Source organism: Kitasatospora sp. NPDC101176 (genome assembly GCF_044768035.1).
Classification (GTDB): Bacteria; Actinomycetota; Actinomycetes; order Streptomycetales; family Streptomycetaceae; genus Kitasatospora.
In genome coordinates, this window is record NZ_JBIWPA010000001.1 from 318,294 (window position 1) to 329,857 (window position 11,564).

At 74.7% G+C, this 11,564-nt stretch carries 9 protein-coding genes; 7 read left to right on the plus strand and 2 right to left on the minus strand.

Annotation, left to right across the window (positions count from 1 at the left end; all coding sequences use genetic code 11):
• The first annotated feature begins 59 nt into the window (after positions 1 to 59).
• The 7 genes from ACIRS1_RS01315 (at position 60) to ACIRS1_RS01345 (ending at position 9,325) form a co-directional block, all read left to right on the plus strand.
• A complete protein-coding gene (locus ACIRS1_RS01315) occupies positions 60 to 1,061 on the plus strand; it encodes an ABC transporter substrate-binding protein (protein WP_402835888.1) in 1,002 nt (333 codons plus the stop codon).
• 96 nt (positions 1,062 to 1,157) lie between these two features.
• Positions 1,158 to 2,366 (plus strand): acetyl-CoA carboxylase biotin carboxylase subunit family protein, encoded by a 1,209-nt coding sequence (locus ACIRS1_RS01320; RefSeq protein WP_402835890.1) that lies wholly within the window; start codon positions 1,158 to 1,160, stop codon positions 2,364 to 2,366.
• The gene (locus ACIRS1_RS01325; RefSeq protein WP_402835892.1) at positions 2,363 to 4,102 is read left to right on the plus strand and encodes an IucA/IucC family protein; all 1,740 of its coding nucleotides are present in this window, start codon (positions 2,363 to 2,365) and stop codon (positions 4,100 to 4,102) included. The genes ACIRS1_RS01320 and ACIRS1_RS01325 overlap by 4 nt, the downstream gene beginning before the upstream one ends.
• The gene (locus ACIRS1_RS01330; protein ID WP_402835894.1) at positions 4,099 to 5,319 is read left to right on the plus strand and encodes an MFS transporter; all 1,221 of its coding nucleotides are present in this window, start codon (positions 4,099 to 4,101) and stop codon (positions 5,317 to 5,319) included. Before ACIRS1_RS01325 ends, ACIRS1_RS01330 begins: the two co-directional genes overlap by 4 nt.
• Positions 5,316 to 7,070: an IucA/IucC family protein gene (locus ACIRS1_RS01335; protein ID WP_402835896.1), complete on the plus strand. Its 1,755-nt coding sequence runs from the start codon at positions 5,316 to 5,318 to the stop codon at positions 7,068 to 7,070. Before ACIRS1_RS01330 ends, ACIRS1_RS01335 begins: the two co-directional genes overlap by 4 nt.
• The gene (locus ACIRS1_RS01340; RefSeq protein ID WP_402835898.1) at positions 7,067 to 8,311 is read left to right on the plus strand and encodes a type III PLP-dependent enzyme; all 1,245 of its coding nucleotides are present in this window, start codon (positions 7,067 to 7,069) and stop codon (positions 8,309 to 8,311) included. Before ACIRS1_RS01335 ends, ACIRS1_RS01340 begins: the two co-directional genes overlap by 4 nt.
• A 216-nt stretch (positions 8,312 to 8,527) precedes the next feature.
• A complete protein-coding gene (locus tag ACIRS1_RS01345) occupies positions 8,528 to 9,325 on the plus strand; it encodes an inositol monophosphatase family protein (protein WP_402836291.1) in 798 nt (265 codons plus the stop codon).
• A gap of 91 nt (positions 9,326 to 9,416) precedes the next feature.
• On the opposite strand, the gene ACIRS1_RS01350 is transcribed toward ACIRS1_RS01345, so the two are convergent.
• Positions 9,417 to 10,622 (minus strand): cytochrome P450, encoded by a 1,206-nt coding sequence (locus ACIRS1_RS01350; protein ID WP_402835899.1) that lies wholly within the window; start codon positions 10,620 to 10,622, stop codon positions 9,417 to 9,419.
• Positions 10,623 to 10,759: 137 nt separating this feature from the next.
• Positions 10,760 to 11,530 carry a tRNA-dependent cyclodipeptide synthase gene (locus tag ACIRS1_RS01355; RefSeq protein ID WP_402835901.1) on the minus strand — a complete coding sequence of 257 codons (771 nt, stop codon included), beginning with the start codon at positions 11,528 to 11,530 and terminating at the stop codon, positions 10,760 to 10,762.
• Positions 11,531 to 11,564 lie beyond the last annotated feature (34 nt).

Consider the following 11,564-nt stretch of genomic DNA (forward strand, 5'->3'; position numbering starts at 1 on the left):
ACCCCTCCTCCCGTCTCTCCCCTCCCCGTCCCCCGTTCGACCGGATCCAAGGAACCCCCATGAACCGCCGACTGCCCGTCGCCGTCCTCGCCGCCGCCCTCTCCACCACGCTGCTCGCCGCCTGCGGCAGCGACGGCGGGACCAAGCAGGGCGGGGACGCCGCCCAGGCCGGCGCCTCCGCGAGCGCCGGAGCCACCGCCGGCTTCCCGCGGACCGTCACCCACGCCGCCGGAACGGCCCAGATCAAGGCGCAGCCCCAGCGCGTCGTGGTGCTCGACAGCGGCGAGCTGGACGACGTCACGCTGCTCGGCATCACGCCCGTCGGCGCGGTGTCGCCGCACATGAAGACCGAGGGCGGGTTCCCCTCCTACCTCAAGGACAAGATCAAGGACACCAAGGACGTCGGCCCGATGAACGAGCCGAACCTGGAGCTGATCGCCTCCCTCAAGCCCGACCTGATCCTCTCCTCCAAGGTCCGCCACGCCAAGGTCTACGACCAGCTGAACGCGATCGCCCCGACCGTGCTCGCCGAGACCACCGGCTTCCCGTGGAAGCAGAACCTCGCCCTCTACGCCCAGGCCCTCGGCAAGGAGGACCAGGCGAAGAAGGCGCTCGCCGACTACGAGGCGCGCGCGGCCAAGCTCGGCGAGGCGATCAAGGCGAAGAACGGCGGCACCGTGCCGACCGCCTCGGTGGTCCGCTTCGTCGCCGGGCCGACCCGCCTGTACGCCAAGTCCTCCTACAGCGGCGTCGTCCTCAAGGACGTCGGCCTCACCCGCCCGGCCCCCCAGGACGTCGACCAGAACATCCTCGAGGTCAGCGCCGAGCAGATCAACCAGGCCGACGCCGACCTGGTGTTCGTCACCACCGCCGACGACCCGTCCAAGACCAAGGAGAGCGAGGTCCAGCAGACCCCGGTCTGGAAGGGCCTGAACGCGGTCAAGAACGGCAAGGTCTTCAACGTCCCGGACGAGACCTGGATGTCCGGCATCGGCGTCCAGGCCGCCGACGCGATGCTCGTCGACATCGCCAAGGCCGCGGGCGTCGACGCCCCGAAGTAACCGCCGACCGCCGGCGGCGGGCGGGCGCGGGGCGCCCGGTCCGCCCGCCGCCGCCGGCTCGCCACCACCCCGAGGACAACCCGAGGACCCCTCCCCATGCGGCTCTACCTGCTCGCCCTCAACCCCACCGACTCGGTCACCGATGGCTTCCTGCCCGCCGCCGACCGGCTCGGGCTCGACGTCACCGTCCTGACCGACCACGCCGAGCCCCACCTGAAGGCCTACGCCGACCTCCCGTTCACCGCACCCGAGGTGCTGGAGTGCGACGTCCGGGACTTCCGCGCGGTGATCAGCCTGCTCTCCCGGCACCACGCGCCAGACGCGGTGTTCAGCAACAGCGACCACCTGCAGACCCAGACCGCCCTGGCCGCCGAGTACTTCGGCCTGCCCGCGAAGGACTGGAAGGCCGCGCTGCGGGCCAAGGACAAGGGCCAGCTGCGCCGCCACCTCGCCCTGACCGGCCAGGACGCCGTCTGGTCCGCCGAGCTGGCCCCCGGACAGGATCCGGCCGAGCTGGACCCGCCGTTCCCGTGCGTGGTCAAACCGCGCGAGGGCGTGGCCAGCGAGGACGTCGTCCTGGTCGCCGACGCCGCCGAACTCGCGGCGCGCTGCCGGGAGATCCAGCACCGCCGGGCCGGCGCCACGCTCGTCGTCGAGGAGTTCCTGGAGGGGCCGCTGTGCACCCTGGAGACGCTCGGCGACGGCCGCCGCCGGCACGTCCTCGGCGGCTTCCGCACCCGCCTGTCGCCGCCGCCGGACTTCATCGAGGAGGTCCTCGAGTTCGTCCCCGCCCACCCCGCCGCGGTGGTCGGGCAGGTGCTCGCCCAGCTGGACGCGATCGGCGTCGGACTCGGCGCCTGCCACACCGAGTTCGTCGTCCAGCCGGACGGCCGCGCCCGGATCATCGAGGTCAACTACCGCGCCATCGGCGACCAGTGCGACCTGATGCTCGCCGAGATCCTCGGCGTCCCGCTCTTCGAGCACATCCTCGCCGTCCACCTCGGCCGCGAACTCCCCGCCGACCTCGGCGAGTCGTGCGCCGCCACCCCGCGCCGGGCCCGCAACGAGGCGGTCCTCGCCGACCGCGCCGGCGTGCTCACCGCCGCCCCCGGACCGTACGACGAGGAACGCGACGGCGTCCGGCTCGCCTACCGCCCGCTGCGCCCGCTCGGCGAGCGGCACGAGCACTACCGCACCAACCGGGACTACCTCGGCGTCATCTGGGCCGTCGGCACCGACCAGGGCGCGGTGGACACCGCCGTTGCCCGCTTCCTCGCCGCCAACCGCTGGGAGGTCACCCCGTGACCGCCGACGAGCAGCTCACCCTGCGCGTGCTCTCCGCCCTGCTGCGCGAGGACGTCCTCGGCCTGCGCACCCGCTCCGCCGCGCAGGAGCGCGCCGACGGCCGCTGGCTCGTCCCGGCGGACGCCCCGCTCGCCCTGCCCGTCACCGCCGAGGGGTTCCAGAGCGAGTACGCCGCCCGGCTGCCGCTGCTGGAGCTCGACGGGCGGACGGTCACCGGTCTGGACGCCGTCGTGGCGGCCCTCACCGCCCTGGCCGAGGCCGAGGACCGGCCCGGCTGGGCGGCCTTCGCCGAGGAGTGCCGGCAGACCCTCGCCACCATGGAGCTGCACGAACGGGCCCGCGACGAGGTGCACGCCCGGCTCACCGACCTGTACGGCGCGGACCCGGCCGACTGGACCGGCCCGGCCGCCGCACTCGGCCACGACACCCTCGCCGCCTACCTCGACCACCCCGTCTACCCGACCGCGCGCGGCCGGGCCGGTCTCGACGAGGCACAACTGCGCTCCTACGCGCCCGAGTTCCACCCTGCCTTCGAACTGCGCTGGCTGGCCGTGCCGACGGACGCACTCACCACCCACGGCGAACACCCGCTGCCGAGCTGGTGGCCCACCCCGGCCTGGCTCGGCCTGGCGGACGCGTGCCCGGGCGACGGCTGGACCACCCTGCCGGTCCACCCGCTCACCGTCGGGACCGCACTGGAGGAGGCGCTGGCGGCCACCGGCCTGGCCGGCCACGCGGTGCTCGCCGACCGGCCCTACCTGACCGTCGTGCCGACGCTCTCCATGCGCACCGTCGCCGTCGCCGACGACCCCACCTGCCACCTCAAGCTCCCGCTCGCCACCGCCACCCTGGGCCGGCTCAACCGCCGCACCATCAAGCCGGGGACGCTGCTCGACGGCGCCGCCGGCCAGCGCCTGGTCGAGGCCGTGCTGGCCCGCGAGCCGCGGTTCGCCGACCGGATCCTGCACGCCGACGAGCAGAGCTGGGCGCACGCCGGGCACGAGCTGCTGGCCGTGCTGCTGCGGCGCTACCCGGCCGGGCTGGAGCGGGCCGTCACCGTCCCGTTGGCCGCCCTGCTGGCCCCCGCACCCGGCGGGCGCCTGGTGCTCGACCATCTCGCCGACCGCTTCCACGGCGGCGACCCCCTCGCCCTCTACGACGCCCTGCTGGAGCTGCTGCTCGACTGGCAGGCCACCCTGTTCGGCTACGGCGTCGCCCTGGAGTCGCACCAGCAGAACACCTCGCTGGTTCTCGACGAAAACGGCCTGCGCCTGCTCTACAAGGACGACGACGGCCCGCGCGTGCACACCGCCCGGCTCACCGCGACGCTCGGCGAACTCGCCCCGGCCCGCGAGGAGTTCGACGACACCCGGATCTTCGGCGAGGACGACCGGCCGCTCACCGACCTGTTCACCACCATCACCGGCCACCTGTGCACCGGCGCGCTCGCCTTCGGCCTCGCCGCGCACGGCCGCGCCGGACTCGACGAGCTGCTGGCCCTGCTGCGCAAGCGCCTGGCCGAGGCCGTCGACCGGATCGGACCGGCCGGCGCGGCGCTGCGCACCGACCTGCTGGAGGCCGACCGCCTGCCGGTCAAGGCCATGGTCACCGCCGGAACCCTGCTCAGCAAGCAGCGCTCCGGCGCCGCCGACGTCAACAAGCACTACACGACCGGCCCCAACTACCTGCTGGAGCGGGCGATACCGGGCAGGTCCCCGGCCGGGGACGCCCGATGAGCGTGGAAACCCTCCCGCAGCGGACCGGCGGCCGCACCACCGCGGCGGACGGGATCGGCCGACGCCAGGTGCACGCCGTGGCGGCCTGCTACTTCGTCGCCTCCTTCGCCGCACTCGGCCTGCCGCCCTACCTCACCACCATCCTGCCGACCCTCGGGGACCCGCAGGCCCGCTGGGCCGGGGTGCTCTACGTCGTCCCGACGGTGTTCAGCGCGCTCGGCGCGCCGCTGTGGGGCCGGCTGGCCGACCGCTTCGGCCGCAAGCGGCTGCTGCTGCGCGCGCAACTCGGGCTCACCGTCTCCTTCCTGCTGGCCGGGGCCGCCGACAGCCTGCCCGCGTTCACCGCCGCGCTGGTGCTGCAGGGGTTCCTCGGCGGCACCTTCGCCGCCACCAACGGCTACCTCGCCGCCGCCCTCGACGGCTCCAGGCTGTCCCGCGCGCTCACCCTGATGCAGGGCTCCGCCCGCGCCGCCCTGGTGACCGCACCCATCCTGGTCGGCGCGCTGTCCCCCTGGATCGACCCGCACCGCCAGTACCTGGTGATGGCCGTCCTGCCGCTCGCCGCGGCCGTGTTCCTCGCCCTGCTGCCCGAGCCGGCCCGCCCGGCGACCGGCGCGGACCCCGCGGAGCCCGCCGGGCCGGCGGCGAGCACACCGCTCCTGCCGCTCTACGCCTTCGAGTTCGCGTTCGTCTTCGCCACCGTCATCTCCTTCCCCTACCTCATCGCGCTCGCCGAACAGCGGCTGCCGGGCGTCTCCGGCACCACCACCGGAGTACTGTTCGCCGTGCCGCACCTGTGCTACCTGGTCTTCGCCGCGCGCACCCACACCGCCTTCCACACCCGCCCGCACACCGGCATCGCGCTCGGCTTCGGCCTCGTCGCGCTGGGCCTGGCCGGGCACGCCGTCGCGTACTCGCTGCCCGTCTTCGTCGCGGTGCGGCTGCTGCTCGGGGCCGGACTGACCCTCGGCCTGGTGAGCCTGTCCGTGCTCGCCGCCGGGGCCGCCCGCGGCCGCCAGCCGGGCCGGATGTTCGGCACCCTCGAACTCGTCTCCAAGGGCGGCGCCGTGGCCGCCGGCGCGGTGGCCGCGCTGGCCAACGGCCGGTACGGCGCCGCCGCCCCCGTGGTGGCGGGCACGGCCGCCGCTCTCCTGGCCGCCGTCGCGGCCACCGCACTCACCCTCCCGTCCCTCCGCCAGCGATGGAGTCGCCGATGACCGACGAGCCGATCACCCACGCCCGGGTCAGTCACCACCCGCTCGACCGTGAACTCCCGTCCGCCGACCAGGCGGTGGCTCACACCCTGCTCAACTGCCTGCTGCGCGAGGTCTCTGCGCCGGAGCACCAGACCGCCGCGGCCGACGGCCGCCTGCTGCTGCGCCTGCCCCGGCGCGGCGCCCTCCTCCGGGTCGCCCTGCGCCGCACCTCGCTGCTCGGAGCGCACCGCTTCACCGGCCCGGTCGAGATCGAACGGAACGGCGGCTGGGAGGAGTTGGGCTGGCACGAGCTGGCCGCGCACGTCCAGGGCGAACTGGAGCTGCGCACCGGGACGGTCAACGAGGAGTTCCTCGACCAGGTCGCCTCCAGCCACGAGGGCGTGCGCCAGGGGCTGGAGAACCGTCCGGCCCCCGGCGCGGACCGCTACCTGGAGTCCGAGCAGGCCCTGTTGTTCGGCCACCGCTTCCACCCGGCGCCCAAGTCCCGCTCCGCCGCCCGCGGCGACTGGCGCCACTACGCGCCGGAGTCCCGCGCCGCGTTCCGGCTGCGCCACCTCGCCGTCCGTTCCGAACTGCTCGCCGGGCAGTCCCCGGACGAGCGGTCGAACGCCCTGCTCGACGGGCTCGGCGACGTCCCGGAGGGCTACCGGCTGCTGCCGGCCCACCCCTGGCAGTACCGACTCGTCGGCAACCACCCGCTGCTGCGCGGGGCGCTGGCCCGGGGCGACGTGCTCGACCTCGGGCCGCGCGGCGAGGAGTTCGCCGCCACCGCCTCCGTCCGCACCCTGTACGGCGCGGACGCCTTCCTCAAGTTCAGCCTCAACGTCCGCATCACCAACTGCCTGCGCAAGAACGCCGCGTACGAGCTCACCGGCGCCGTCGCCCTGACCCGGCTGCTCGCCCCCGCGCTCGCCGACCTCGCCCGACGCTTCCCCGACGCGGCGGTGCTGCGCGAGCCCGCGTTCCGCACACTGGCCCTGCCCGGCGCCGACGGCCGGCTCGACCAGGCGCTCTACGAGGGCTTCGGCCTGATCGTCCGCGAGGGCTTCGGCGGCCTGCTGCGCCCCGGGGTCACCCCGCTGCTGGCGGCCGCCGTCGCCGACGAACACCCCACCAGCTCAGCGCACGTCTCCCGGCTGCTGGGGGACGACCCGGACGGCGGGCGGGCCCTGGACTGGTGGCGCGCCTACCTGCGGCTGCTCCTCCCGCCGGTGCTCGCCGCCTACTTCGACCACGGCGTGGTCCTGGAACCGCACCTGCAGAACGTGCTCGTCGGCGTCGACGCCGACGGGCACCCCGCCCAGGTCCTCTTCCGCGACCTGGAGGGCACCAAGCTGGTGCCCGAGCGCAACGCCGCCGTCCTCGCCGCCCTCCCGCCCGAGGTGGCCGGGCCGATGACCTACGACGCCGAGCGCGGCTGGGACCGGGTGGTGTACTGCCTGCTGGTCAACCACGTCGCCGAACTGCTCGCCGCGCTCGCGGACCGCCACCCCGGGCTGGAGGGCCCGCTGTGGCAGGCCGTCCGGGACACCCTGGAGGAGTACGCGGCAGCGCACGGCCGCCCGCCCCGACTGCGGGCGCTGCTGGCCGGCGTCCCGCTGCCGGCCAAGGCCAACCTGCTGACCCGCTGGGAACGCAAGGCCGACCGCGAGGCCGGCTACGTCCGCCTGCCCTCCCCGCTGGCCGGCTCGGTCCTCGCCGAGGCCGCCCGCATGCCCGTCCCGCTGTCCCTCGGGAGCGCCGTCCGATGACCGAGACCGTCCGCCGACACGCCGCCGCCCTCGCACCCGAGGAGCTGCCCGCCTACGTGTACGACCTGGCGGCGCTGCGCGCGCACGCCGCCGTCGTCCGGGCCGCGCTGCCCGACCGGGTCGAGTTGTACTACGCGGCCAAGGCCAACCCGGAGGCGCCCGTCCTGGCCGCGCTGCGCGACGCGGTGGACGGCTACGAGGTCTCCAGCGGCGGTGAACTCGCGCACGTGCGGGCCGCCGTCCCGGGAGCCCCGCTGGCCTTCGGCGGGCCCGGGAAGACGCCCGCCGAGATCGCCGCCGCGGTGGACGCCGGGGTGCACCGCTGGCACGTGGAGAGCGAGCAGGAGCTGCACCGGCTCGACGCCGTGCTCGCCGACCGGCCCGGCACCGTCGTCGACGTGCTGCTGCGCGTCAACCTGCCCGTCACCACGGGCGCGCTGGACGAGGTGGCGCTCGCGATGGGCGGCCGGCCCACGCCCTTCGGGCTGGACCCGGAACAGGCCGAGGAGTGCGTGCGGCTGCTCACCGGCGGCGCCGACGGCGATCGCCACGGTGATCGCCACGGCGACGGCGGCGGACGGCTCGGGCGGCGGCTGCGCCTGCGCGGCGTGCACGCCCACCTGGCCAGCGGGCTCGCCGCCGCCGAGCAACTGGCCGTCGCAGGGCAGATCGTGGCCTGGTCGGCCGCGCTGGCCGAGCGGCACGGATTCCCGCTCACCGAGGTCAACATCGGCGGCGGAATGACCGTGGACTACGACGACCCGACCGAACACTTCGACTGGAAGGCCTTCGGGGAGGGGCTGGACGAGCTGCTCGGCGACCGTCCCGGGCTGACCCTGCGCATCGAACCCGGCCGCGCACTGACCGCCCACTGCGGTTGGTACGCGACGGAGGTGCTGGACGTGAAGCAGAGCCACGGCGAGGACTTCGCCGTGGTCCGCGGCGGTACCCACCACCTGCGCACCCCCGCGACCCGGGGGCACTCGCAGCCCTTCGAGGTCCTCCCGGTGGAGGGCTGGCCGCACCCGTGGCCGCGCCCCGCCGTCACCACCGGCCGCGCCACCCTGGCCGGACAGCTCTGCACGCCGAAGGACGTCCTCGCCCGGGCCGCGGACGGCGCCGACGGCCTGCGGGCGGCCGACCGCGTGCTGTTCGCCATGGCGGGGGCCTACGCCTGGAACATCTCGCACCACGAGTTCCTGATGCACCCTCGCCCGGGCTTCCACTACCTGGGCGGGTGAGGGCCGACGGTTGACGGGTAACGGATGACAGGTGACAGATAACAGATTTCGAAAGTTGTCATCTGTTATCTGTCACCTGTTACCCGTCGGCTGCCAGATGTCAGCCGCCGGTCGTCCCCTCTGCCCCTCCCGCCCCCTGCCACCCCGGGGCCGCCGCAGGTCACGTCCGCGCACTCGTGGGACAGTGGAGGCAGCGAAGGGAGCGCGAAGGTGCTGATGGACAAGGTGGCGGAGATACTCGCCGAGGCGTCGGCCGAGGCGGTGGAGCCGCGCTTCCGGGCGCTGGCCGCCGGCGAGGTGATGGAGAAGGCACCCGGCGAGGTCGTGACGGTCGCGGACCGCGAGGCCGAAGCGATCATCGCCCGCCGCCTGCGCGGGCTGCTGCCGGTCCCCGTGGTCGGCGAGGAGGCCGTCGCCGCCGACCCGGCACTCGCACGGGCCCTGCACGACGAGCCGGCCGCCTGGCTGGTCGACCCGGTCGACGGCACCGCCAACTTCGTCGCCGGCCGCCCCGACTACGCCGTCATGTGCTCCCTGGTCCGCTCCGGACGGACCGTCGCCTCCTGGATCTGGCAACCCGCCACCGCCACCGCCTACCGCGCCGAACTGGGCGCCGGGTCCTGGCGCGACGGCACCCGGCTGACCCGGCCGCCGGCGCCGCACGACGCCGCGAAGCTGCGCGGATCGGTCAAGAGCCGCTTCCTGGAACCGGACCGCCAGGAACGGCTGCGGGCCAACGCCGCGGCCTTCGGCGAGGTCTCGCCCGGCCGGCACGCCGCCGGGATCGAGTACCCCGACGTCGTCGAGGGCCGCTGCGACTTCATCCTCTACTGGCGCACCCTGCCCTGGGACCACGCCCCCGGCTCCCTGCTCGTCACCGAGGCCGGCGGCGTGTCCTCCCGGCTGGACGGCAACCCGTACCGCCCGGAGGCCCCCGGCGGCGAGGACGGCCTGCTGGTCGCGGCCGACCCGGAGACCTGGGAGCTCACCCGCGCCGTCCTGCTCCGGGACTGACGACCGGCGCGGGCGCGCGCTCCCGGGACTGACGACCGGCGCGGGCACGCCCGTCACCAGGCCACGGGCCGGTCACCACACCACTGGCCCGTCACCACACCACGGGCAGCCGCTCCGGCATCCGCTTGATGAACCCCGGCCGCCAGGCCAGCTGGTCGGCCGGCAGGGCGAGCCGCAGGCCCGGCAGCCGCTCCACCAGCGCGGCGATCGCGATCTCGGCGTGTGTGCGGCCGAGCGCCGAGGCCGGGCAGAAGTGCCGGCCCGCACCGAAGGCGAGGTGCGGGTTGTCCGTCCGGTCGAAGTCGATCCGCTCCGGGTCCGGGAAGACCGCCGGGTCGTAGTTGGCCCCCTCGACCAGCACCAGCACCAGCTCGCCGGCCCGCACCAGGACGTCGCCCACCTGCACGTCGGCCGTCGCCAGCCGCGGCAGCGCGTCGCCGATCGACAGGTTGACCCGCAGCAGTTCGTCCACCGCGCGCCCGATCAGTGCGGGCTCGCGCCGCAGCCGCTCGGCGAGTTCGGGCTGCTCGCAGAGGTAGACGACGGCGTTGAGCAGGAACGAGGAGGTGGACACGGCGCCCGCCCCGAACAGTGACAGCGCGACGGTGGCGAGCAGTTCGTCGCTCACCCGGTCGGAGACGTCCGGGGAGCGGCGCAGCTCGACGAACCGGCCGAGCAGGCCGTCGACCGGCGCCGGGTCGGCGTTGAGCCGCCCGAGCATGTAGCCGAGGTCCTTGTACCAGTTGGGCGCCGAACCCGCGAAGGGCACCGGGCTGGTGAGGAAGGCGATGTCGATGCCGGCCATCAGCCGCCGCCAGTCGTCCGACGGGATGCCGAGCAGCCGGCAGTGCAGGGCGGCGGAGTAGGGCTCGGTGAAGCCGTCGCGCAGTTCGCCGGGCGCGCCCTGGGCCACCAGGTCGTCGATCAGCCGGTGGGCCTCGGCCTGGAGCCAGCCGTCGAGCTCCCGGTCGGCGCGCGGTGAGAGGGTCTTCATGACGGCGTTGCGCAGCCCGGCGCTGTTGATGTTGCCCATGTTGTCGACCACCTCGGGCGGGATGGTCAGCGCGTACTGGCGCGGCACACCGGGGTTGGCGGTGTCCTTGAGGCTGAACCGTTCGTCCTCGAGCACCTGCTTGGCGAGCGCGTAGCTGCTCACCAGCCAGGCCGGGTCGCCGGTGAGGGTGCGGATGCCGGCGATCGGGCGTTCCTCGCGCAGGCGGATGGCCTCCTCGGGCAGGACGTCCCCCCTCCTGGGGAGCGGGAAGACGGTCGGGTCGGTCGTCAGAAGGTCGGTCACGGTGGTGGCTCCTCGGGCGGATCGGCGGCCGGGCGCGGGCGGCAAGCAGCACGGGCGGCATGCGGAACGGCCGGCGGCGGTGAGGTGACAGCGGGCGGGCGGCGGCGGTCAGGCGCCGGCGATCGGGCCGGCGGCGGTCAGGCGGCGCGGGCGGGCAGGGAGGGCAGCGGCGGTACGGACGGCACGGCCGCCGGGCGGACCACCGCGTAGGCCTGGCCGGGCGCCGCCCGCAGACCCTCGTCACGCCCGAACAGCACGTGGGTGAGCGGGAGCTGCAGGTGGTAGCAGCTGACCGAGGTGGTCACCCCGAGCAGCGCCGGGGTGTCCAGGAAGAACGGCAGCTCGGCCGTGATGTACCGGACGCCGGCCGCGAGTTGCGCCTCGCTGGGCGCCAGCCCCTCATCCAGCCGGGCGGCCAGGAATCCGCGCGCCATGTTCTCGGCGGCGGTCCGGTACGCCGGATCGGTCTGCAGCGCCTCGACGGCCTGCCGGTGCAGGCGGCGGTAGTGGTCGTCGCCGGTGAACTCGGAGAGGGCGTGCATCCGGACGGGGCAGGGGCGGCCGGACTCCTCCACCCCGCGTTCGATCCGGCGGGCGGTGGCCTTGACCTCCTTGGCGGCGCGCCGCCGGGCGTGTTCCGGCGTGTAGCCGAAGGTCTCGAACTGGGTCGCCACGTGGAGGTCCGCGTAGACGATGTCGATGCGCTCGAAGAACCCGCTCCCCCACCCGACGAGTTCGGCGATCCGGCGGTGACTGAAATAGCTGTTCCCCGGGCTGACGCCGATGAGCAGGTGCTCCCCGCGCCGCCAGATCTCCCGGCAGCGGCGGGAGTACGGCAGTGCCTCGTAGCCGGCCGATACGTCGGCCGTCGGGCGTATCGGGATCTCGTCCGGGAGGGTTTCGCGCATGCCTTTGGCTCCGCTTCGCAGCATTGGTCACTGG

Coding starts and splice junctions, on each gene's coding strand:
- ACIRS1_RS01315 (WP_402835888.1), top strand. CDS start 60: ATGAACCGCCGACTGCCCGTCGCCGTCCTCGCCGCCGCCCTCTCCACC.
- ACIRS1_RS01320 (WP_402835890.1), top strand. CDS start 1,158: ATGCGGCTCTACCTGCTCGCCCTCAACCCCACCGACTCGGTCACCGAT.
- ACIRS1_RS01330 (WP_402835894.1), top strand. CDS start 4,099: ATGAGCGTGGAAACCCTCCCGCAGCGGACCGGCGGCCGCACCACCGCG.
- ACIRS1_RS01335 (WP_402835896.1), top strand. CDS start 5,316: ATGACCGACGAGCCGATCACCCACGCCCGGGTCAGTCACCACCCGCTC.
- ACIRS1_RS01340 (WP_402835898.1), top strand. CDS start 7,067: ATGACCGAGACCGTCCGCCGACACGCCGCCGCCCTCGCACCCGAGGAG.
- ACIRS1_RS01345 (WP_402836291.1), top strand. CDS start 8,528: ATGGACAAGGTGGCGGAGATACTCGCCGAGGCGTCGGCCGAGGCGGTG.
- ACIRS1_RS01355 (WP_402835901.1), bottom strand. CDS start 11,530: ATGCGCGAAACCCTCCCGGACGAGATCCCGATACGCCCGACGGCCGAC.